Here is a 22,102-nt window from a genome sequence, read left to right as displayed (position 1 = left end):
GCATCCAATATTGAGGAATTCTTACAAGAAGTATATTTAATCGGAAGGAGAGATGACCATCAAGAATAAAGTTACCCACAGCGAAGGACATTTTAGGCGAGGCCATCAAGCGATAAAGCCCCAGGAGTTTATGTGTAATAAATGACTGGGGTGAAGAGCGACGATAACAAAGCCTAAGATTCATTCGCGAAGGGTATTATCGTAATATTTGGTTAGTCATCAGATCCCTAATCTGCGATGGCTTAGTCTGATTACCCAGCTCTCCAGAAACAACTGCATCCAGCTTATCACCAAACTGTTGCCTAACTGCCTGCTCAGTCTTTAGTTCTGGCTCACCAGCTAAATTAGCTGAAGTGGAGATAATTGGCTTTCCTATCAATCGACAAAGCTTCGTTACAATAGGGTGATCACTTACCCGTATTGCAACAGCGCTGTGTTCCCCTTTAACCCATTGGGGCACCCAGTTCTCTGGATCAGGCATTAGCCAGGTGACAGGGCCAGGCCAACTTGTTTTAAGCTGTGTCAATTGTTCGGCTGTCACAGCCTTAATTAATGGCTCAATCTGACTTATATCAGCTGCAACCATAATCAACCCTTTTTCCATAGGGCGCTGTTTCAGCTTAAGGATTTCCTCTACTGCTGGCTGCTGCCAGGGGTCACAACCAAGTCCCCAAACTGCTTCAGTAGGATAAGCCACGACACCGCCGCCGTGCATAGCACTCACGGCGATCTGAAATACATCAGCTGTCATAATGAATAAGAAGATGTTAGCCGTTTAGCTGCTTTTGCAAAGCTTCGTTTTTTGCTAACACTTCTTTAGCATTTTCTGCACGATCAGCTTTTAAGCGCTCAGCTAAATCAACGTCAGATACGGCAATAATTTGTGCAGCAAGGTAGCCAGCATTTTTAGCACCCGCTTTACCAATTGCTACTGTCGCAACCGGAATACCACCTGGCATTTGTACTGTAGACATCAATGCATCTAAGCCATCTAGTGGGCCTGCATCAATTGGCACACCAATAACTGGCTTAACAGTTAAAGAGGCAACTACACCTGCTAAGTGGGCAGCCATACCTGCACAAGCGATAAAAGCAGCACAGCCACGCTGATCAGCACCTGTAACATATTGATGAGTTGCATCTGGAGTACGATGAGCTGAGTGGACTCGCACTTCATAAGGAATTGATAGTTTTTTCAAAACTCCAATTGCTGCTTCAACTTTTGGAAAGTCTGAATCAGACCCCATTAAAATGGCCACAAAAGGCTTAGCCATAATTAGCACCTCATTAGCTAGTCAGCGAAAAAAACGCAAATTACCCCACTCCAATCAGGGATGCAAGACTAACCAGTTGGTTAGGTTTTATTAGTAATCTCATTTTATATTTTTCTGGTGGGCATTTTATAAAAACTCACCAGCGTTTAAAATTACTGAGTAGGGTTTCGTACCACTCCACCTGGCACAGCAGCAATAAAACCCTGCATTTCCAGTTCTAGCACCAGGTTATTGACATCATTGGCAGCTAGCCCTGTACGCGCCATAATCATATCCATAGAAGTGGTTTCATCACCAATAGCATCTAAAACCTGCTGTTGATTAGGGTCTTCCAGCTCTAATGACTGAATAACTGGCTGCTCTTCTGGTTCTTGACCAGCTACAGCTATGCTCAGCTCTCTAACAGCAGAGTAAGTATTTAAGCTATGTTTTAGCTCTTCCCAGATATGTTCGACACTATCAACCAGCTTAGCACCTTGCCGAATTAATTGATGACACCCTTTACTAAGTGGATTATGAATAGAGCCAGGAATAGCAAACACCTCTCGCCCTTGCTCTGCAGCCAAACGTGCCGTAATTAGCGATCCACTCTGTAATGCCGCTTCAACTACTAGCACCCCCAGCCCTAGACAGCTGATCAGACGGTTACGACGAGGAAAATTACTTGCCTGTGGTTTGGTGCCTAAAGGAAATTCAGAAATTAATAAGCCATCTTGGCTAATTCGTTCAGCTAGTGCTTTATTTTTAGCAGGATAAACCAAGTCTAAACCAGTACCAACGACGGCTATAGTATGCCCTTCTGCATCTAAAGCACCTTTATGGGCAGCGGCATCAACGCCATCTGCCAAGCCACTGGTAATAGTAAAGCCCCCTTTCGCCATAGTGTTAGCAAAGTGATAGCTATTTTCCTCTCCACTTTTGGATGGATGTCGACTACCCACAATGGATAGCTGTGGCAGCTCTAATAAATCAGGATTACCAACAGCAAATAATAAAGGAGGCGGGTCAGTGAGATGGTTAAAAGCTCTCGGATAGCACTCATCAATACAGGCAATAAGATGGTGGTTGGGGTGTTCTAGCCACTGCTCCGTTTTTACCAGCAATGACTGCAGCTGGTCATATTCTTTACCCGCACCTTGCTGAATCTCTCGTATTATTTCGATACTTTTAGCGGGTAAATAATCAGACAATTTACTAGCAGGTTGCTGTAATGCCTGTGTGGGGCTACCAAACCGTGCTACTAACTGGCTAAAACGGTTGGCACCAACACCGCTTACAGAGTGCAGCAACACCCAATCTGACAGCTTTTGCCATGTTATTTGTTTAGACACGTTTTCTGTTCTTTAGCAGGGAGGGATGGGGCAAAATATGCCCCAGAATTTATGAAATGGCTATACCCAAAGCGTAGGGTCTATTTAAGGGTTAATGACACCATCTCCCGTTTTAATAGGTTGTGTCGCCTTTAATACCACTGCATAACTTACTTTCTCAAACGGGCGATATATCATCAATAAGCCCACTTCATCAGGTGGCATTTCAACATATTGTTTAGTCACATGGTCTTTAATGGTTAACTTTGTGGTAATAGTCATGATATTACCAGTCTCTAAACCATCACGCGTACCCCGGTTAATAACCACATTATCAAACTGACCAATTTGGTTAACCCCGCCAACCACAGCTAGAATTTCTCCCTCCACATCTTTTTTAGGTGAGCTGGGGTGAAAAACTGGTTGCAGACGACGCTCTTCCGTTTCCAGCATCCGGTCGCCAACTCTGATTTCACTATTACTCTCAGTAATATTGATAGTGGCAATATCATTAGCAACGTCTTTAATCTCTCCAACACCAATGTCCATCACCATCACGCCTAAAAACTCATTAGTTTTTGGGTCAGTAAATCGCTCTGCACGACGGAAGATACCATAAGCTGATGCATCGTCTTTAAATTCGCCACGAGCATAAATGAGGTCATTGACGCCGTTAATAATCCTCTCTTGTCGACTAGAAATGACATACGGAGCTTTTTCAATAACTTCTTCATCATCAATTATACGGCTTCTGTCCATGAAGCTATTAATAGCATTCAATGGAATAGCAGGGATCGCCGATTTAATTGGAGTTTTACGAATTTTCGGGCTCAGCTTAATCACTCCCCCAGCCCCTCGTTTACCAATAGTCAGATAAGGTTTACCATCAATATAAACCAAGTTTATCTGGTCTCCTGGATAAATAAGGTGGGGGTTTTTAATAATTGGATTTACGTGCCAAATTGCAGGCCACATCCAGGGCTTTGTTAGAAAACGGTTAGCTATATCCCACAACGTATCACCTTTTTTTACGGTGTAAGAGTTAGGATGATCAGCTCGGATGGGATTTTCAGCAGCCACGGTTGAAAAGCTGACCAGGCAGGAAAAAACAACCCCAAGAAGCGATTTCCTCATGGTGTTATCCTTTATTATTACTTATCATGTTGGCATTCACTACCCGTTTAAACCCTGTAAAAAAGGGAAAACAAGCAGCATTGATTATTTCATTTCAAATATACTAGTCCGAAGATTTCACCAAACCACAGAAATATTCAGACTACTGCTGTAAACAACTAACGATTGGAGCAAAGACTCCCCCTCTCCAAACTGTTCACTGCGCTGGTTAATCACAACAGTCAGCTAACAAGTAAAACGCTTGTCTTGCACAGCACCCAGATTCAGCTACAAACAGTCACTTAAGCTATTTTATTAAAGAAAATAGTCAGACAATATGCCAACTATCTATAACAAGTCTCTTATAGCATTAGAAACTGTTCACACTCTCTATGCGCAATATAGCGCACTCATTAAAGGAATACAGGGTATCAACACCAAATTTTGTGAAATAAGCCACTCTTATAAGCTGGCATAATTACATATTAGCAACTGATATAGTGAATAGTACTCTAAACTTTAGATTTTCTATTTAAGACCCTAGAGTGATCTCTTTATGATGGGTTAAGTGTTCGCTTTTCAGTCATTGCCAAGCTAGCTTATCAACAATAAAATTAGCTATAACGATTTTCGAGGATATCAAGCAGAATGGCCGTTTTAGATATTTTAGAGTTTCCTGATTCACGTCTAAGAATCAAAGCAACACCGGTAGAAAAAGTAGACGACTCTATTCGTAAGCTAGCCGATGACATGCTAGAAACCATGTACCAAGCACCAGGGATTGGCCTGGCAGCTACTCAGGTAAATGTGCATAAACGATTAGTCGTTATTGACGTTTCTGAAGACAAAAGCCAACCTTATGTACTCATCAACCCTGAGTTTGAAGTATTAACTGACAAGCTTGACCACATGCAGGAAGGCTGCTTATCAGTGCCTGGCTTTTACGAGGATGTCACCCGTCCAGAAAGAATTAAGCTCACCGCACTAAACCTGGATGGCGAGCAATTCACCATGGAGTGTGAAGGTTTGTTAGCAGTATGTGTTCAACACGAAATTGACCATCTTAATGGCAAACTGTTTGTTGATTATATATCGCCATTAAAACGTAACCGAATTAAGAAGAAGCTAGAAAAACAGCACCGTTTACAAACAGCCTAATAGTCAAAGGCTCAGTGTCTTAAAATGCTATTACACTAACTAGTTGCCATATGAAGCTGTCTTGATATAGATTTATCGATTTAGGGTTGTTGCCAAGCGACAACCCTTTTTTATTTAACTATAACCAAGATTCCATGAGCACAAAGCCACTACGCATCGTTTTCGCCGGTACCCCAGAGTTTGCAGCTATCCATTTACAGACTTTACTGGATAGCCAGCATCAAGTTATCGCCGCTTACACTCAGCCAGATCGCCCATCAGGCCGTGGCAGAAAGCTAACCCCAAGCCCTGTGAAAGTGTTAACAGAAGCCCATCAAATACCTGTATTTCAACCTACCAGTTTAAAATCAGAAGAAGCTCAAGAAGAGCTCGCCAGTCTTAACCCTGATGTGATGGTAGTGGTTGCTTATGGTTTATTACTGCCAAAAGCCATTCTAGAAACACCCCGCTTTGGTTGTATTAATGTCCATGCTTCTCTATTACCTAAATGGCGAGGTGCTGCCCCCATTCAACGAGCAATTGCAGCAGGTGACAACACCACCGGCGTCACCATTATGCAAATGGATGTTGGGCTTGATACTGGTGACATGCTCATGATCAGTGAATGTGACATATCTGATCAAGAAACAGGTGGTTCACTACACGACAAATTGGCTGAAATCGGCTCACCTGCACTACTCAATACATTACAACAGATAGCTGATGGTCAATTACAACCACAAGTACAGGACCATGATAATGCTAGCTATGCACATAAGCTTTCCAAGCAAGAAGCCCATATTGACTGGCAACAATCAGCAGCTGAGCTTGACTGCTTAGTTCGGGCTTTCAATCCTTGGCCAGTTGCTTTTACTGAACTTGATGGCCAACGTATTCGAATTTGGGAAGCCAAGCCCTTAGCCACTTCTTCAGTAAATAGCTCTGATCAGGCACCCGGCACTATTATCTCTGCCAATAAAGAAGGGTTAAATATTGCTTGTGGTAAGGGTTCGTTATGTATAACTAAGCTACAGCTTCCCAATAGTAAATCAATGAGTGTTCAAGAACTTTTGAATAGTCGCAAAGAGAAGTTTCAACCGGGGGTTAAGTTAAGCTAATGTCAGACCATCAGCCGGTGCGAATGGTTGCAGCTAAAGCCATTAAAGAAGTTATTAATCAAGGCCAGTCACTTAGCCAGATACTACCCCAATTTAGCCAACAGGTAGCACCCAGAGACCGCAGCCTATTGCAAGAGCTGTGCTACGGAACGCTACGTTGGTATTTTCGACTCTCATCGTGTAGCAAGCAGTTACTGTCAAAGCCGCTAAAAAGTAAAGATGCTGATATATTTGCATTGATATTACTTGGCTTATACCAACTGGTTTATACCCGCATTCCAGCCCATGCAGCCATTGGTGAAACAGTAGGCGCCTGTCAGCTACTGAAAAAAAACTGGGCAAAGGGTTTGGTTAATGGTGTATTAAGGCAGTTTCAGCGCCAACAACAGCAACTGCTGGAACAAGCTGATCAAACCCCAGAAACATTAACTTCGCACCCTGATTGGCTCCGCGAGTTACTTATTCATCACTGGCCTGATCATTGGCCACAAATTATTGAAGCTAACAACAGCCATCCCCCCATGACTCTGCGGGTTAATCTAAGCAAAATAACTCGTGATGATTTCTTAAGCCAATGTAATGAAGCTGGCATTGAAGCAACTCCATGTCAGTTTGCAAAGTCTGCCGTCACTCTTAAACAGCCTGTCCCTGTACTGAAAATCCCAGGCTTTAGTGAAGGCCTGGTGAGTGTACAAGATGAAGCAGCACAGCTTTCTGCCACTTTATTAGATTTACAGCCTGGTCAGCGAGTGCTTGATGCCTGTGCGGCCCCTGGTGGAAAAACTTGCCATATTATAGAGACGCAGCCAGAGCTAGCCGAAGTGATTGCACTGGATGTTGATGGACAGCGACTAGGGAAAGTGAAGGAAAATCTGCACCGGCTTGATCTTAACTGCCAAGTAGTAGAGGGAGATGCCAGTAAACCACTCAGCTGGTGGGATGGACGCGAGTTTGATCGTATCTTATTAGATGCACCTTGCTCTGCCACTGGGGTAATCAGACGTCACCCAGATATTAAACTGCTTAGACGACCTGATGATATCGATAATTTAGCCGTTACTCAGCAAAGTATTCTCACTGCACTATGGCAATTACTGAAACCTGGGGGACGACTGGTGTATGCCACCTGTTCGGTTATTCCAGAAGAAAATGCTGAAGTAGTGTTAGATTTTCTTGAAAATCAGGCTGATGCAGCACTCAGCCCTATTGATACTAACTGGGGTATCGATACGGGTACCGGCAGACAATTGCTACCACAGATCAACGGTCATGACGGTTTCTTTTACGCCTGCTTGTTAAAAACCTAGACTTGCATTATCAAATAACGGTAATAACAACAAATAAGCTTTTAGCAGATGAAAATCATTATATTGGGGGCTGGCCAGGTTGGCGGTACATTAGCAGAAAACCTGGCTAGCGAAGCCAACGACATCACCATTGTTGATACTAATGCCGAGCGACTGCGCGAGTTGCAGGACCGGGTAGATATTCGCTCGATTACAGGGCGAGCCTCATTCCCGAACGTATTAAAGCAGGCTGGTGCTGATGATGCTGATATGCTGGTAGCCGTCACCAATAGTGACGAAGAAAATATGATTGCTTGCCAGGTGGCTTACACTTTGTTTCGCACCCCCACCAAAATTGCGCGTATCCGTCAGAACGCTTATCTATCACACCCTGAGTTATTTCAAAATGATGTCATTCCAGTGGATGTCATCATCAGCCCTGAGCGCATCGTTACTAACTATATTCAGCGATTAATTGAACACCCAGGTGCATTGCAAGTGGTTGACTTTGCCGATGGTGCACTGCAATTAGTGGCAGTAAAAGCTTACTACGGTGGTCCGCTAGTTGGTCAGGAGTTACGTTATATTCGCGAGCACATGCCTTCGGTAGATACCCGAGTAGCGGCTATTTTCCGGCGCGGCACTCCCATTTTGCCAGAAGGTACCACGGTTATTGAAGCTGATGATGAAGTATTTTTTATCGCTGCAAGAAAACACATCCGTGATGTGATGAGTGAAATGCGCCGGCTAGATGAAAACTACAAGCGCATTATTATTGCTGGGGGCGGTAATATTGGAGAGCGCCTGGCCTCCAATATAGAAAATCATTACAACGTTAAGCTTATCGAAAAACATATCGACCGCTGTCATCAACTTTCCCAACGGCTGGATAAAACCCTGGTGTTCAATGGTCATGCCTCTGATAAAGATTTATTGCTGCATGAAAACATTGAAGAAACCGATATTTTTTGCTCCTTAACCAATGATGATGAAGCCAACATCATGTCAGCGATGCTGGCCAAAAGAATGGGTGCAAGAAAGGTAATGGCCCTTATTAATAACCCCGCCTATGTAGATCTAGTTCAAGGGGGTGAAATTGATATTGCGATTTCTCCACAAACAGCCACCATCGGTAGCTTGCTCACCCATGTAAGACGGGGTGATGTAGTTAATGTACACTCTTTACGTCGTGGTGCTGCAGAAGCCATTGAAGCAATTGCCCACGGTGATGAAAAGTCATCGAAAGTGGTTGGCAAAAAAATTGGTGAAGTTCCATTACCTGAAGGTACTTCCATTGGTGCCATTGTGCGTAATGGAGAAGTGATAATTGCCCACGATCATATTGTTATTGAGTCTGATGACCATGTGATTATGTTTTTGGTTGATAAGCGCCGAATTAAAGAAGTAGAGCGCCTTTTCCAGGTTGGCCTAACGTTCTTCTAAATCAGGAATTTCTTACCCATGCACTTTTCTACTATCTCAAAAGTGTTAGGCATACTATTAATGCTGTTTAGCATTACGCAGCTACCTCCCGCAATTGTTGCGCAAATTTATGGTGAAAAAGAAGTTGCTGTTTTTTTAGACGCCTTTCTTATCACATTAGTCAGCGGGTGTTGTATATGGCTACCTGTATTTCGTTCAAAAAACGAACTACGCACTCGCGATGGGTTTTTAGTCACTGTTTTATTTTGGACGGTACTGGCCAGTTTCGGGGCAATTCCACTTTACCTGTTAGATGAGCTTAATTTATCAGTGACAGATGCTTTTTTTGAGTCACTATCAGGGCTGACCACCACCGGGGCAACAGTCATTACTGGGCTAGATCATTTACCCAAATCCATTTTATTTTATCGCCAACAACTCCAGTGGTTAGGCGGCATGGGTATTATAGTATTAGCCGTCGCTATATTACCTATGCTTGGCATTGGTGGTATGCAGTTATATCGAGCAGAAACTCCAGGTCCTATAAAAGACACCAAGCTTACTCCTCGAATCACTGAAACAGCAAAAGCCCTTTGGTATATCTACCTTAGCCTAACCGTCACTTGTTGCCTTGCTTTATGGTTAGCTGGCATGGATCTATTTAATGCGATTTGCCATAGCTTTTCTACAGTTGCTATTGGTGGGTTTTCAACCCGAGATGGCAGTGTTGGTGACTTCGATTTAGTGGGTGCTGAATTTATCATTGTCATTTTTATGATTATTTCAGGCATTAACTTTGCCCTACACTTTTTCGCCTGGCGTCATCGTAGTTTTAAACATTACTTGTCCGACCCTGAGGTAAAAACCTATCTACTTGTGCTTGCCTGCACTTGTCTGATAACTGTTCTCATTTTATTTATCACCAATTCCTATGACTTTGCCCACTCGTTAAGATATGGCATTTTCGAGGTTGTATCGATTGCCACTACAACAGGCTTTGGGACTGCAGACTTTTCGGTTTGGCCAGTATTTTTACCTTACATGCTACTCTGGCTTAGCTTCGCAGGTGGCTGCGCTGGTTCAACTGCAGGTGGCATGAAAATGATTCGGGTCCTGCTTATTTTCAAACAGGGTCTTAGAGAAATAAAACTGCTGCTTCATCCCAATGCCATTATTCCCGTCAAGTTAGGCTCCAATGCCATTCCAGAACGAGTCATCGAAGCCGTTTGGGGGTTCTTCTCAGCTTATGTGTTTTTGTTTATCGCCCTATTTTTAGCAAATGTAGCAACCGGTTTGGATTTAAAAACAGCCTTTTCCACCGTCGCATCTTGCATCAACAACCTCGGGCCTGCTTTAGGTGAAGCAACGGTTAATTACAGTAATTTGCCTGATGCTTCTAAATGGATTTTAAGCTTTGCGATGTTGTTAGGACGGTTGGAGATTTTTACCTTGTTGGTACTACTAACCCCAACATTCTGGCGCCGCTAATTTTATCCTTCTCGAATAGTGTTTCTGCTTTGTTGTTTTCATAATAAATTTCAGTCACTTATTTCACATAAGCTCCTGAAATTTATTACTTAACGCCTCGCATAAGCAACTCTTCGCTTTGGATAAAACATATACCATTCCGCGATTTTTCCTACATTGGATAAAACCTGATTGGTTTGATCTTCACTCTCCTTGCTCATAAGAACTTTGCTGTAAAAGATCAGAAGAGTGAAATTTTTCACCTGATGCTCCATCTTTTTAATTCATAAAATGCTTCTAACAGTTAAGGAGCATTTTATGAACATCACCAAACTTATTGTTCACTGCTCAGACACACCTGATAGTAGAGATGTCTCAGCAGCGGATATTCACCGATGGCACCTGGAACAGGGCTGGTCCGGGATTGGCTACCACAAAATAATTAAACGAGATGGCACCATTGAAAATGGCAGGCCTGAGTATTGGTATGGAGCCCATGTAAAAGATCATAACCTGGATAGTTTAGGTATTTGTTTAATTGGTAGAAAACATTACACAAATCAACAGATGCAAACTTTATACGACCAGTTAAAACTATGGTTAAAGAAATATCCTAAAGCGAAAATTTATGGACATAGAGATTTAGACAATAACAAAAGCTGTCCTAACTTCAATGTACAACAATGGTGGGATATAACCTTCTCGAATGGCCTTTAGTGTTTGTTGTCGTCGCTCTTCACCCCAATCATTTATAAATACATAAACTCATGGGGCCTCATCGCTCGACGGCCGCCACTAAAAACCATTCGCTTTGCTTATAAAAATAGCCATTCTCGAAATATATAATCATAAATGGAAAATCTATGTGGTCAACAATAATAAACAGCTTAACAGGGGTATTTCATACTCTTTTAGTTAATAGCCAGCGTAAGCAAGAATTAAAGCAAGCTATTCATCAACGGCAATTAGATGAAATTCAACAGGGAAATATCAGTGCTACTGAGCTGGACTCATTGAGTATTCAATCAAGAGGTTGGAAAGATGACTTTTTATTACTGGTAACTGTCATTCCTCTCATCTTGTGTTTTATACCAGGGATGAATGATCCAGTTAAACAAGGCTTTTCTGCACTAACCAGTAGTGTTCCTGAATGGTATATGTATGCCTTAGCTCTAGTATATATCGACACTTTCGGCTTTAGGCGAATTTTAAGAAATGTGCTAGCCAATTACTTAATCACCAAGTTTAAATAAGACAATTATTCATGAATACTCTAGTTTGTATGAGAAACAATAATGGAAAATAAATACTACAATATTTTAACTGACGTTGGTAAAGCGCAGCTGACTAATGCTATTTTACAAGGAGATACCTTAAAATTAACCACTATTAAAGTTGGTGACGGTGGTGCTGATGAAGGTAAAGAAGTCTTCCCAAATGAATCAAATACCTCATTAGTAAGAGAACGTTGGTCAGGCAACATCAACCACCTTTATGTCGATGAAAAGAATCCGCTTTGGGTAGTGGTGGAAGCTGAAATACCAGCCAAACAAGGTGGCTGGTGTATCACCGAATTTGGCTTATATGACGAACAAGATAACTTAATTAGTATTGGCAAATACCCCAGAACCTATAAACCCAAAATTGAAGAAGGTAGTGGCAGTAGTCTTTATTTGAAGGTGATTTTAGAAGTAGCCAATGCGAAAAATATTGAGCTTAAGGTTGATCCTTCAATCGTGCTAGCGTCTAGGAGCTATGTGGATGAGAAGTTTGCTCAAAAAACCGATGCCATTGATGAAGATGATTCAAATAAGCTGGCTACAGCAAAAGCTGTACATGATTTACATTTAAAAAGTGAACATCATTTTCTAAGTATGCCTATTTTTCCTGAAATACTGCAGGAGGACAATAAGCTCAAAATAACCCAAACAGAAAATACTCTCACTATTGAGCCAGACCAAGTATTTATTATTCGTGGCTGGAACCAAATTAATACAAATAATTATAGTAGATCAGAAAGAACATTTCATTTTAGCCCAGATAAAACCTATCATTTACGCTGGAATATGGATAATGGATTTACTTTATATGACTTAGAAGATAGCAGCTATAACTCTAAGCAGCTACCTGAAACAGATGAGATATTTGATACTCAGTATGATGACATGCTTTGTGCATTGGTAAAAAGCAGCCAAATAAGTTCCTTGATAAATAGAAATAAACTGCAAACATTTTACTCCGGCAAACTAAATAGTTCAGATATTTATCTTGACAACTATGAAAATATAATGGGTAGTATTATATTAAACATAAATTGGTCAAGAACACCAGCAATAGATTTATTCAGTAAAATAAGAAATGGTTTCGACAAGTGGGATAATCCCACAGCAACTGTTAATGACTTATTTTTAATAAAAACTGATGCAATCATAAATGACAGCTGGAGCGGCAGTAGTCCTCTAACAGCTGATTTGTCTTACAAGTTAAATAGATATAAAGTTAAAATCCCAGTTATGGAGTCAAGATACAAAAACCGTATCGCAATAAACGAACATTTTAAATATGAACTATTCGTGAGTGTATAAACATGACTGAGTTAGTATATTGCTATGACGTAGTTACAGGCGTAATCAATGGTAAAGCTCCTAACAATATTGATTATTTGCGATTTGATGGAAAACAGGTCGTGGATGCCCGTAATTATCATGAATTCTATATAGATAAGAATGGCACTAAGCATATTATTCAGCACGAGGCCGAATGGCAGCCTTTAATTTGCAATTTTAATGATGAACTAGTCAAAGACTCAAATGGCTGGCGAACTAAAACCGAACAAGAGAAATTACAAGAGAAATTACAAGAGAAAATAGAAGCCATTAAAGAAAATCGGCGACAAGCTTATCTTTTTGAAGCCGATCCCCTCCGAGCTGAATGTGTTTTTGATCAGTATATGAAGCGTGATGATGTTGATATTGAGGCGAAAAAACGGCAATGGGCAGAAAAAATTCAAGAAATTAAAGCACGTTATCCGTTTCCTAGTGCGTAGTAGCTCCCCCCTTAACTATCGTCTACTGCAAAGCCAATGGATATGGGGTAATAGGGCATTGTGTAGCTGCGACAGGGATGTCGCTTTAGCTCTTGATGAGCCATGGATGGCTTCTCAAGAGCGGCGGAAGAATACACTAAGCTTATTAGCAACTGCCTCACCTAACTGAGCAACACCCCCAACCACACTAACCCAGCACACATCAAGGCTACCATCACTGCTGCCGACCCCATGTCCTTCGCTCTACCTGACAACGGGTGTCGTTCATCTGAAACACGGTCTACTACTGCCTCAATTGCTGAGTTCAATAATTCAACAATCATTACCAGTAGAATACTACCAATCAACAAAGCCACTTCTAATGCATTGTCACCAAGCCAGATGGCGATAGGGGTGAGGACTAATAACAGCCAGCTCTCTTGCTTGAATGCCTGCTCATTTTGATAGGCTGCTTTTAGCCCTTGCCAGGAATAAAGTGTGGCTTTTATCAGCCGGTTGATGCCAGTTGGCTTAGTGCTATTCATTTAGTACTACCCTTGCGTCTTTGCTTGCATGTTTGCAAAAAAATCTGTATCTCTGGAGACAGTTTACGACTTTTACGAAAGAAGCCAATCACCCCTTTATGAACAACTCTCTTGGTTTACTTCCTTCTGGAAAAATACGTTACTTTTCAGGCGACGATACTGGTAAAAACGGGCCAGCATTAGCTAACATTACCAAGCACTTTGTAGAGAAGCGTACTAGTGAAGGGCTTTTTGCCCTGGCAGCATTAAAGAGTGGAAGCTCACTACCTCCTACTTTTCGATTTTGGTATGAGTTTTCCTGCCAATATATGAGCACTCGTTGCCATAGTCCTGATAGCGAAGCACTGCCACCAATTGAGCCATTAGACACAACAACTGCCGAGCACTTTTTACAGAGTTCACCGCCCATGATAGGTGCTGAATATCTATCAGTTGAAGTATTACAACAACTATGGGTTGAACTAGACAACTGGCTAACATACGAAGTAGAACAGCACTATGATTGCTTGGCTACACTACTAAAAACACGTGCTCCTCACTGGCACCAAGTGGGGCGAGTATGCTTTCACCTAGCCGAAAATAAATCAGATCCTGACTATCCATTTGCCTTTATGGCAACCTATTCACCATCCTATGATCAAGGGAAAAGCCGTCACCTGCCTCTGGCAAGAGCCTTGGAAGAGTATGCAGGCAGTAAAAACAAAGCGCGGTTAATTCACTTATTGTCACCTATCGATTTGGCTTCCAAGTCCAGCGCGTTAGTAAAAGACTTGGTAGATTCAGGTGATGTCTATCATCCTTTAGCCTGGAGCCCTCAAGAAGCTTATCAATTTCTGAAAGAGGTTCCTTTGTTTGAAGAAAGCGGCATTATTATTCGTTTGCCTGACTGGTGGAAAAAGAGGCCTAGACCAAAAGTCAAAGCCACTTTAAGTACTGGGTTAAATAATACCTTCAATGCTGATGCGATGCTTCGCTTCAATGTTCAAGTAGCGTTAGGTGATAACAAGCTAACTCAAGCAGAATGGGATACCTTGTTAGCAGCTGATGATGGTTTAGCTTTTATTAAAGGCCAATGGGTAGAGGTAGACAAAGAAAAACTAGAACAAGCCATGGCCCAAATGAAAGCATTAGAAAAGCATGATGAAGAAGAAGGGATCTCTTTTATCGAAGGTATGCGACTACTCTCAGGTGCTTCATCAGATTTATCAGCTAATAAAGATGAACAAGATGCTACCGAATGGGCTTTTATTGAGGCAGATACTAAGTTATCAAAAATATTACAACAAATACGTCAACCAGAAACCTTAAAATCAACACTGCCCAAACGTGCTTTAAAAGCTACCTTACGCCCTTATCAAGAAACAGGCGTTAACTGGCTCTGGCATTTAAACCAATTGGGCCTGGGTGCTTGCTTAGCTGATGATATGGGGCTAGGAAAAACCATCCAAATTATTTCTTTATTATTAATTCTTAAGAAAAATAAAGTCAATCGTCCATCATTATTGGTCTTGCCGACTTCACTGATGGGTAACTGGAAGAGTGAACTGGAAAAGTTTGCTCCCTCCCTCAAAGCACTATTTGTACACCCATCATTAACCAGCAAGACACAGCTGGATGAACTATCAAAGGCCAAGCAGCTATCAGGTGTTGATTTAATTATTACCACTTATGGTATGTTGCTACGTCAACTCTGGCTACAAAATATTCAATGGCATATGGTCGTGTTAGATGAAGCACAAGCGATTAAAAACCCAGGTACCCAACAAACCAAAGCAGCTAAAAAGCTACAAGCCCACGCCAGAATTGCTTTAACAGGTACACCAGTAGAAAACCGGCTTGCTGATTTGTGGTCTTTATTCGACTTTATTTGCCCTGGCTTACTCGGCACAGCCACCCGTTTCAAATCCTTTACCAAGTCGCTAGAAAAGCGAGTGTCTGAGCAATATGCACCATTAAGGAATTTAGTCCAACCTTACATATTAAGGCGTTTAAAAACAGATAAAAGTATTATTTCAGATTTACCAGACAAAACCGAAGTTTACGCCTACTGTGGTCTATCTAAAGCACAAGCCAGCCTATATCAAAAATCTGTTAATGAGCTAGCTGCTTCTCTTCGAAGTGCCGATGGAATGAAACGTCGAGGGTTAGTCCTTTCTTTTATTTTACGGTTTAAACAAATCTGCAATCATCCAGCCCAGTTTATCTCTGATGGTGATTATAAAGCACAGAAAAGTGGTAAGTTTTTACGACTGGCAGAAATTTGCGAAGAAATTAGCTCAAGACAAGAAAAAGTATTGGTGTTTACTCAGTTTCGTGAAATGTGTGAGCCCCTAGCCAACTTTTTAAGTGACTGTTTTGGCCAGCCCGGCTTAGTCTTACATGGCGCCGTTTCTGCTAAAAAGCGCCAGGAAATGGTCGAACAATTTCAGGCCGAAGATGGCCCGCCTTTCTTTGTGCTTTCTATAAAAGCTGGGGGGACAGGTTTGACCTTAACCGAAGCGTCACATGTTATTCATTTTGATCGATGGTGGAACCCTGCGGTGGAAAATCAAGCCACTGACCGTGCTTTCCGTATTGGTCAAAAAAATAATGTATTGGTACATAAGTTTGTTTGCCAAGGTACCATTGAAGAAAAAATTGATGCGATCATTGCTGAAAAGTCAGCACTTGCTAATGATATTTTAGAAGGTGGCTCTGAAGTTATGTTAACTGAAATGAACGATAGTGAGCTGATAGAACTTGTCAGCCTTGATCTTGAAAGAACCCAAGTTTAAAAGGTCTATTTAATATGGCTTATGGTTGGTCTCCCTATGTTCCCGTTGCTCAGCGTCGTGCAAAAGCCAAAAAGCAAATGGACAAGCTGCGCAAGAAGGGAAAAAATATTCAGCCTATTGAAGTAGAAGGGCGTAAAATTGCGAAAACCTTTTGGGGTAATGCTTGGTGTACCCATTTAGAAAAGTTCAGCGATTTTTCCAATCGACTTCCTAGAGGGCGCACCTATATACGTAATGGCTCGGTTTGCCACCTAGATATTCAAAAAGGAAAAATAGTCGCAAAGGTAAGCGGCTCTGATATATACGACATTAATATTAGCATTATTCCCCTTTCACAAACTCGTTGGCAAGCTATTAAAAGAACTTGTGCTGGTGAAGTGGGCTCTATTTTAGAACTGCTGCAAGGGAAGCTGTCAAATAACGTGATGACAGCGGTTACCGACCCAACATCAGGACTATTCCCGCAACCAAATGACATTAAGTTGAATTGTGATTGTCCAGACTGGGCAACCATGTGCAAACATGTAGCTGCTGTATTATACGGCATTGGTGCTCGATTAGATCATTCACCAGAGCTACTATTTTTGCTCCGGGGGGTAGATCATATGGACTTGATTGATGCTGAGGTAAAAATCCCCAAAAGTACTCGGAAAAAACCACAAGTGTCTGGAGATTTATCTGATATTTTTGGTATTGATTTAGATGAAGTACCCTCACCTGTCAAAAAAGTGACTAAACCAAAAACTGCGAAAAGCATAGCTGCCAAAAAACCAGTTAAAAAGACACCAGCAAAATCTGTTAAAAAAACACCAGCGACTAAGAAAACCTCTCAAACCTCAGCACAAAAGCCTTCAGTACCAATAATCAATATCTCTCGTGGTATTCGAGCATCACATATTAAAAAACTAAGAAAATTATTTGACCTGACAGATTTAGAGTTTGCAAAATTACTTGGCAAGCCGGTCAAAACCATCCGCAGTTGGGAGCTAAGAAAAGGGGTTTTAAACCTGAGAGCCTCCAGCCAAACCGCTTTAGAAATTGTATTTAATATGAATAAAGAGGAAGCCTGGGAGCGTTTAGGAAAAAATAAGTAGTCAATATCCATTGCAAATCTGCTCTAATAAGGACTAATAATGAATAGTAAAGGATTACAAACTAAAAATGATGTTAGTGAAAGAATCTATTATTTAGATAATGTTAGGGCTATTGCCATGTTCCTGGGTATTGTCCTACATGCATCGCTACCTTATGGTTATACATTCTATGACACATGGTTTATTAAGAACGACTCTCAATCGATAACAATGGATGTTATCTTTACTTTCATCCACTTATTCAGGATGGCTTTGTTTTTTCTTATTTCTGGCTTTTTTGCCAATATGCTTGTTCAAAAACGAGGTGTTCTAGGCTTCACAAAAAATCGCGGTATTCGATTACTTATTCCTTTTATAATATTCTATCCAATTGTCGTTACAGCGATGACAGAAATTATCCATTATTCAGGTGACCATCTGCATGACTTATCAAAATTAGTAGCACTAATAACAAAAGGCGGTTTTGAGCTACCACCTAGAACTATGCACCTATGGTTTATTTATCATCTAATGGCATTTTGTATTATCGTTATTTTGGTTTGCCGAGCTGATTTTTCTTGGATATCAAAAATAAGTAGTAAAGTTTTTAGCTCCTCTACTTCATTACTTTATTTGCCCATACTGATTATCCCTGGATTATACTATGCTGGCTTACCTCAAAGAGCACCCAGCTCTTTTTATTTTGAGATTTGGTCACTGGGGTATTATGGGCTATTCTTTTTATTTGGCTGGCACCTATTTCATCACTCTGACTATTTGAAAAGAATAACAAAGCACATTCCACTAATGAGTGTATTTTGTCTAATAGGCTTTATAATATTTTATCTAAAAATGGAGCCTTTGAGCTTTGAGCAGTTATTACAAGACCTAAAAATTGGTACTATTAATTTTAGCTGGGACTATCTAATAAGAATTATCATAGAAGCATACTTATCCTTTTATTTAGTAATGTTATCACTATTGCTGGGTAAACAATTTTTAGATAGCAGTCATAAAGTTTTTCGCTATTTATCAGATGCCTCATACTGGGTATACATAATTCATTTACCAGTAGTTTATTTTATTCAGGTGCTAATGGGTAATTGGAAAATTAATCTCTGGATAGAGTTTATCATCGCTGTGTCAGGGACAATGATTGTCAGTTTGATAACCTATCAAATTGCTGTTCGTTACACAATTATTGGAACCATTCTTAATGGTAAAAAAACCAGGTCAGCCCAACAGCACCCTGGCAAACTTGCTGAACAAAATTAACTGTGGCAACTTAAGGACACCTCTAATAATAGGTATAGAAAAGTAACAAAAAGAGTCGTAACGATGGGTTTATTGATATCCATTTCATTGTAGCTATTATTAGAGGAGCCCTTAAGAACTGCCGTTAAAAGGTTATTATTTTTAAATGAAATATATAGCGCTCGCTATAATGCTATTTACCCTAAATGCACTGGCAGAACCAACCGTTGTTAAGTACTTGAAAAAGGAAGAGGACTCTGCCAGATACAGCTACTACTACGAACTAATCGATATAGTGCTAGAGACAACTAAGAGTAGTTTTGGTGATTATAAAATAGAGCCTTTGATAGGAGAAATGACAGCAGCCAGGTGGAACCAGACAGCAATCGAAGGAAAACTACTCAACCTGTTATGGAGCCCCGCAGGAATGGAAGGGTTAGATACCCAGATGATTCCGATCCCCGTTCCACTGGTTAAAGGGCTGACTGGATACCGGGTATTTTTGATTCACAAAGCGAACCAGCCAAAATTTTCGCAAGTAAAAACATTGGCAGACCTGAAGCTGCTGACAGTAGGCCAAGGCCAAAATTGGGGAGATGTCCCCATCTTTCAACATAATGGTATTGAAGTAGTAGAAGGCTCAACTTATGAAGGTTTATTCGGGATGTTGGCGGCTAAAAGATTTGATTACTTTTCAAGAGGATTAAATGAAATAATCCCTGAGTACCAAGCAAGAAAAGACCAATACCCATCAATGGCCATTGAGCAAGAAATTCTATTATTTTACCCCTACCCTTTTATATTTTTCGCCAGTAAAAACACACCTGAACTGGCTAAACGGTTAGAAGCCGGCTTAATGATAATGATTAAAAATGGCTCTTTAGATAATCACTTTAATAAATATCATAAGTCAACACTACAAGCACTAAACTTACAAAAGCGTAAATTACTTAAAATTAGCAATCCATTTCTCCCCAGCTATATTCCAGTTAATGACAAAAAACTATGGTATAGCCCTTTCTCAACAAATTAATCTCTCACTTAATTATACCCATCGCGTAGTGGTATTTTATCTAGTATCAGCACAACACAGTTGCGACTCAATAACAAAATTTTAATATTAGTAATGGTACAATCACTATAAGAATAAATTTATTAAAAAATAGTCACTCACTAAAAAGCAAAGGTTATCTCGACAATATAACCCAAGCGAAGGGTATTTTCATTGGACTAAAATATGAAATCACTGGTCAACTTGTGTTTTATATCAATTGTAAGTTGTGGAATAACATCACTTTCAGCAGCTGAAAGTAACTCATCAAATCAGAATATTTATACCACTTCAAGTCAACATCAGCATTCTAAATCAAAGTTTAATGGTTGTACTGATTATGGTATCAAGTCACGTGCTCCAAAGTTTAGCGCACCACCATCCCAAGGGTTTCGCCATCATAGTAGTTCACTGCTAAGTAAATGGTTTACTCCCTATCATATGGTTCATGATGAATTAGTTAACCCGGGTGAAGCCGTGAGGATAACAGGAAAGTTTGATTATGATTGGTTTTTACATAAAGACTTAGAAGACGAATATATTCATGCTTATATTTTTGGTACAGGCATGACCAAATGGAAATATTTAGGTCAATATAAAACCAATCGAGATGGAAAAGTCACTGTAAAAGTGCCAGGTCAAACTGTTGGCGACTACATTATTCGGATGGTGGTAGATGGCGACCATAGTATGGCAGATGGTTACATAAGCGTAAGAAGTCCTGGCCGCCAAGCTGTGTTATTTGATATTGATGGCACCCTTACTTTAAACGATGCAGAACAAATTGGTGACTACTTAGGCTTATCTACTGCAACTCCTTTCTACTATGCTAAAGAAACTATCCAAGCTTACCGTGATAAAGGTTATCAGCTTATATTTCTAACTGCTCGTCCTTATTGGCAAACGAAAGGGAGCCGCGTATGGTTACGTAACACTATGCAGCAAGCTGACTGGCATCTTCGCACTAATATAGATGGCGAAATTTTTACCAGTTTCAAAGGGCATGCCGAATATAAAGCCGCCTATATAAAGAAGCTTCAACAAGAAGGTATTAACATAGTTCGTGTATACGGTAATGCTTCTACCGATATTAAAGCTTATGAGATGGCAAATATACCTAAACATGAAACCTATATCCTTGGTCGCCATGCAGGGAAAAAGGATACACAAACGGTAGGAGATGACTATACGCTTCACTACAGTAGTACTGTAGTTAATACGCCAAAAGCTAACTGTAAACCCTAGTCGCATGGACCACTAGCGCTTTATTATACTTCACAAACCAAGTTTATCTAACTCTAATGATTTATGGGAACTTTAATGAGTAACTCACACTAGTTCACTAAAGCCCCATCAGCTTAGTTGAGTTTGTACTAAGCTGTTAGAGTAATCTGAATAAAGTGGTGTGAGTTTTTGCTTTAAAATTCTTACAGGTAATATATGAAAAAGCTGCTTAGTTTAGTGCTCATAATCTATGCAAGCTTTACTCAAGCTAATAGCACCATTATTCTAGCTGGGGGAGAGTGGCCCCCTTATGTTTCTGAGTCCTTAAAATACCTTGGTATTACTCCAAGGATAATAACAGAAGTTTTCGCTACCGAAAACATCACTGTCAGATACAAGTTTTCTAGTTGGGCAAGAGCGCTAGAAATGGTAAGAAAAGACAAAGCAGATGGCACTTTTCTTTGGTCAAAAACCTCGGAACGAGAAAAAGATTTTTTTTATAGCAAGGAGCCTATTGGCAATATAAGCTATGTATTTTTTCATCTTAAAGATAATCCTTTCGCATGGAGTAGTTTTGAAGACTTAAGAGGAAAAAGAATAGCCGCTACTATTGGTTACCATTACAGCGATGAATTTAATCGTTATGAGAAAGAAGATTTAATTAATGTTAATCGAGTCAAATCAGACCTACAACTATTAAAAATGCTTTACAAACAAAGAGTTGATATCATACCTCATGATTTAACCGTTGGTTATTATGAAATAAACAAGCATTTCCCTGAGAGTCTTAAAAAGTTATTTACCAATCACCCATTACCAATTAAGAAAAAACCAGCCTATTTGTTAATGTCTAAGAAAAACAACAATAATAAAAAAATAATTGAAATTTTCGACAAAGCAATAGTAAAGTTAAAACAAGCTGGAAAGTATGATCAGTATTACTTTGATGACTTATTAGCCAATAAATATGAAAAGTAAAACATTACCCATTCTAATATAATTAATCGCTTTTATTTTCCACTATCTTTT

General features: G+C 40.3%; 20 protein-coding genes. 15 read left to right on the top strand and 5 right to left on the bottom strand.

The genetic code is table 11. The annotated features are described in order from the left end of the window. Window positions 1–196 precede the first annotated feature (196 nt). The 4 genes from tsaC to ORQ98_RS17780 all read right to left on the bottom strand — a co-directional run bounded on the left by tsaC (window position 197) and on the right by ORQ98_RS17780 (window position 3,718). On the bottom strand, window positions 197–751 hold the full coding sequence (gene tsaC / locus ORQ98_RS17795) for an L-threonylcarbamoyladenylate synthase type 1 TsaC (RefSeq protein WP_274690151.1): 555 nt from the start codon (window positions 749–751) through the stop codon (window positions 197–199). 16 nt (window positions 752–767) lie between these two features. After that, on the bottom strand, window positions 768–1,274 hold the full coding sequence (purE, locus tag ORQ98_RS17790) for a 5-(carboxyamino)imidazole ribonucleotide mutase (RefSeq protein WP_274690150.1): 507 nt from the start codon (window positions 1,272–1,274) through the stop codon (window positions 768–770). Window positions 1,275–1,426: 152 nt separating this feature from the next. After that, entirely contained in the window at window positions 1,427–2,605 is a 1,179-nt protein-coding gene (gene dprA, locus ORQ98_RS17785) for a DNA-processing protein DprA (protein WP_274690149.1), read from the bottom strand. A gap of 84 nt (window positions 2,606–2,689) precedes the next feature. Continuing rightward, window positions 2,690–3,718, bottom strand: a complete 1,029-nt coding sequence (locus ORQ98_RS17780; RefSeq protein WP_274690148.1) for a LysM peptidoglycan-binding domain-containing protein — start codon at window positions 3,716–3,718, stop codon at window positions 2,690–2,692. A gap of 627 nt (window positions 3,719–4,345) precedes the next feature. On the opposite strand from ORQ98_RS17780, the gene def reads away from it, so the two are divergent. The 9 genes from def (at window position 4,346) to ORQ98_RS17735 (ending at window position 13,173) form a co-directional block, all read left to right on the top strand. Then, window positions 4,346–4,855 carry a peptide deformylase gene (gene def, locus ORQ98_RS17775; RefSeq protein ID WP_274690147.1) on the top strand — a complete coding sequence of 170 codons (510 nt, stop codon included), beginning with the start codon at window positions 4,346–4,348 and terminating at the stop codon, window positions 4,853–4,855. A gap of 134 nt (window positions 4,856–4,989) precedes the next feature. Further along, window positions 4,990–5,952: a methionyl-tRNA formyltransferase gene (fmt, locus tag ORQ98_RS17770; RefSeq protein ID WP_274690146.1), complete on the top strand. Its 963-nt coding sequence runs from the start codon at window positions 4,990–4,992 to the stop codon at window positions 5,950–5,952. Next, the gene (gene rsmB, locus ORQ98_RS17765; RefSeq protein ID WP_274690145.1) at window positions 5,952–7,259 is read left to right on the top strand and encodes a 16S rRNA (cytosine(967)-C(5))-methyltransferase RsmB; all 1,308 of its coding nucleotides are present in this window, start codon (window positions 5,952–5,954) and stop codon (window positions 7,257–7,259) included. Before fmt ends, rsmB begins: the two co-directional genes overlap by 1 nt. Window positions 7,260–7,307: 48 nt before the next feature. Then, a complete protein-coding gene (gene trkA, locus ORQ98_RS17760; RefSeq protein WP_274690144.1) occupies window positions 7,308–8,681 on the top strand; it encodes a Trk system potassium transporter TrkA in 1,374 nt (457 codons plus the stop codon). An 18-nt stretch (window positions 8,682–8,699) separates the two neighbouring features. Further along, complete coding sequence (locus tag ORQ98_RS17755; protein ID WP_274690143.1) at window positions 8,700–10,148, top strand: TrkH family potassium uptake protein; 1,449 nt, start codon at window positions 8,700–8,702, stop codon at window positions 10,146–10,148. Window positions 10,149–10,445: 297 nt separating this feature from the next. Further along, complete coding sequence (locus ORQ98_RS17750) at window positions 10,446–10,844, top strand: N-acetylmuramoyl-L-alanine amidase (protein ID WP_274690142.1); 399 nt, start codon at window positions 10,446–10,448, stop codon at window positions 10,842–10,844. A gap of 146 nt (window positions 10,845–10,990) precedes the next feature. Continuing rightward, a complete protein-coding gene (locus ORQ98_RS17745) occupies window positions 10,991–11,380 on the top strand; it encodes a hypothetical protein (protein WP_274690141.1) in 390 nt (129 codons plus the stop codon). Window positions 11,381–11,422: 42 nt separating this feature from the next. Further along, the gene (locus ORQ98_RS17740; RefSeq protein WP_274690140.1) at window positions 11,423–12,712 is read left to right on the top strand and encodes a phage tail protein; all 1,290 of its coding nucleotides are present in this window, start codon (window positions 11,423–11,425) and stop codon (window positions 12,710–12,712) included. Between the two features lie 2 nt (window positions 12,713–12,714). After that, the gene (locus ORQ98_RS17735) at window positions 12,715–13,173 is read left to right on the top strand and encodes a hypothetical protein (RefSeq protein WP_274690139.1); all 459 of its coding nucleotides are present in this window, start codon (window positions 12,715–12,717) and stop codon (window positions 13,171–13,173) included. A gap of 161 nt (window positions 13,174–13,334) precedes the next feature. Here the strand turns inward: ORQ98_RS17735 and ORQ98_RS17730 are convergent, their stop codons facing one another. Then, on the bottom strand, window positions 13,335–13,697 hold the full coding sequence (locus ORQ98_RS17730; RefSeq protein WP_274690138.1) for a diacylglycerol kinase: 363 nt from the start codon (window positions 13,695–13,697) through the stop codon (window positions 13,335–13,337). Between the two features lie 98 nt (window positions 13,698–13,795). Between ORQ98_RS17730 and ORQ98_RS17725 the strand changes: the two genes are divergently transcribed. The 6 genes from ORQ98_RS17725 to ORQ98_RS17700 all read left to right on the top strand — a co-directional run bounded on the left by ORQ98_RS17725 (window position 13,796) and on the right by ORQ98_RS17700 (window position 22,051). Further along, the gene (locus tag ORQ98_RS17725) at window positions 13,796–16,471 is read left to right on the top strand and encodes a DEAD/DEAH box helicase (RefSeq protein WP_274690137.1); all 2,676 of its coding nucleotides are present in this window, start codon (window positions 13,796–13,798) and stop codon (window positions 16,469–16,471) included. Window positions 16,472–16,485: 14 nt separating this feature from the next. Beyond that, window positions 16,486–17,565, top strand: coding sequence for a hypothetical protein (locus ORQ98_RS17720; protein ID WP_274690136.1), 1,080 nt, complete (start codon window positions 16,486–16,488; stop codon window positions 17,563–17,565). Between the two features lie 39 nt (window positions 17,566–17,604). Beyond that, window positions 17,605–18,819 carry an acyltransferase family protein gene (locus ORQ98_RS17715; RefSeq protein WP_274690135.1) on the top strand — a complete coding sequence of 405 codons (1,215 nt, stop codon included), beginning with the start codon at window positions 17,605–17,607 and terminating at the stop codon, window positions 18,817–18,819. Window positions 18,820–18,964: 145 nt separating this feature from the next. Then, the gene (locus ORQ98_RS17710; RefSeq protein WP_274690134.1) at window positions 18,965–19,831 is read left to right on the top strand and encodes a type 2 periplasmic-binding domain-containing protein; all 867 of its coding nucleotides are present in this window, start codon (window positions 18,965–18,967) and stop codon (window positions 19,829–19,831) included. A 204-nt stretch (window positions 19,832–20,035) separates the two neighbouring features. Further along, a complete protein-coding gene (locus tag ORQ98_RS17705; RefSeq protein ID WP_274690133.1) occupies window positions 20,036–21,094 on the top strand; it encodes a lipin/Ned1/Smp2 family protein in 1,059 nt (352 codons plus the stop codon). 195 nt (window positions 21,095–21,289) lie between these two features. After that, complete coding sequence (locus tag ORQ98_RS17700; protein WP_274690132.1) at window positions 21,290–22,051, top strand: substrate-binding periplasmic protein; 762 nt, start codon at window positions 21,290–21,292, stop codon at window positions 22,049–22,051. Window positions 22,052–22,102 lie beyond the last annotated feature (51 nt).

This window comes from Spartinivicinus poritis (assembly GCF_028858535.1).
Lineage (GTDB): Bacteria > Pseudomonadota > Gammaproteobacteria > Pseudomonadales > Zooshikellaceae > Spartinivicinus > Spartinivicinus poritis.
This window is presented reverse-complemented; position numbering and strand designations above follow the sequence as displayed.

Coding starts and splice junctions, on each gene's coding strand:
- ORQ98_RS17780 (WP_274690148.1), bottom strand. CDS start 3,718: ATGAGGAAATCGCTTCTTGGGGTTGTTTTTTCCTGCCTGGTCAGCTTT.
- ORQ98_RS17745 (WP_274690141.1), top strand. CDS start 10,991: ATGTGGTCAACAATAATAAACAGCTTAACAGGGGTATTTCATACTCTT.
- ORQ98_RS17750 (WP_274690142.1), top strand. CDS start 10,446: ATGAACATCACCAAACTTATTGTTCACTGCTCAGACACACCTGATAGT.
- purE (WP_274690150.1), bottom strand. CDS start 1,274: ATGGCTAAGCCTTTTGTGGCCATTTTAATGGGGTCTGATTCAGACTTT.
- trkA (WP_274690144.1), top strand. CDS start 7,308: ATGAAAATCATTATATTGGGGGCTGGCCAGGTTGGCGGTACATTAGCA.
- rsmB (WP_274690145.1), top strand. CDS start 5,952: ATGTCAGACCATCAGCCGGTGCGAATGGTTGCAGCTAAAGCCATTAAA.
- tsaC (WP_274690151.1), bottom strand. CDS start 751: ATGACAGCTGATGTATTTCAGATCGCCGTGAGTGCTATGCACGGCGGC.
- ORQ98_RS17740 (WP_274690140.1), top strand. CDS start 11,423: ATGGAAAATAAATACTACAATATTTTAACTGACGTTGGTAAAGCGCAG.
- def (WP_274690147.1), top strand. CDS start 4,346: ATGGCCGTTTTAGATATTTTAGAGTTTCCTGATTCACGTCTAAGAATC.
- ORQ98_RS17735 (WP_274690139.1), top strand. CDS start 12,715: ATGACTGAGTTAGTATATTGCTATGACGTAGTTACAGGCGTAATCAAT.
- ORQ98_RS17720 (WP_274690136.1), top strand. CDS start 16,486: ATGGCTTATGGTTGGTCTCCCTATGTTCCCGTTGCTCAGCGTCGTGCA.
- ORQ98_RS17755 (WP_274690143.1), top strand. CDS start 8,700: ATGCACTTTTCTACTATCTCAAAAGTGTTAGGCATACTATTAATGCTG.
- ORQ98_RS17700 (WP_274690132.1), top strand. CDS start 21,290: ATGAAAAAGCTGCTTAGTTTAGTGCTCATAATCTATGCAAGCTTTACT.
- ORQ98_RS17715 (WP_274690135.1), top strand. CDS start 17,605: ATGAATAGTAAAGGATTACAAACTAAAAATGATGTTAGTGAAAGAATC.
- ORQ98_RS17705 (WP_274690133.1), top strand. CDS start 20,036: ATGAAATCACTGGTCAACTTGTGTTTTATATCAATTGTAAGTTGTGGA.
- ORQ98_RS17730 (WP_274690138.1), bottom strand. CDS start 13,697: ATGAATAGCACTAAGCCAACTGGCATCAACCGGCTGATAAAAGCCACA.
- ORQ98_RS17725 (WP_274690137.1), top strand. CDS start 13,796: ATGAACAACTCTCTTGGTTTACTTCCTTCTGGAAAAATACGTTACTTT.
- fmt (WP_274690146.1), top strand. CDS start 4,990: ATGAGCACAAAGCCACTACGCATCGTTTTCGCCGGTACCCCAGAGTTT.
- ORQ98_RS17710 (WP_274690134.1), top strand. CDS start 18,965: ATGAAATATATAGCGCTCGCTATAATGCTATTTACCCTAAATGCACTG.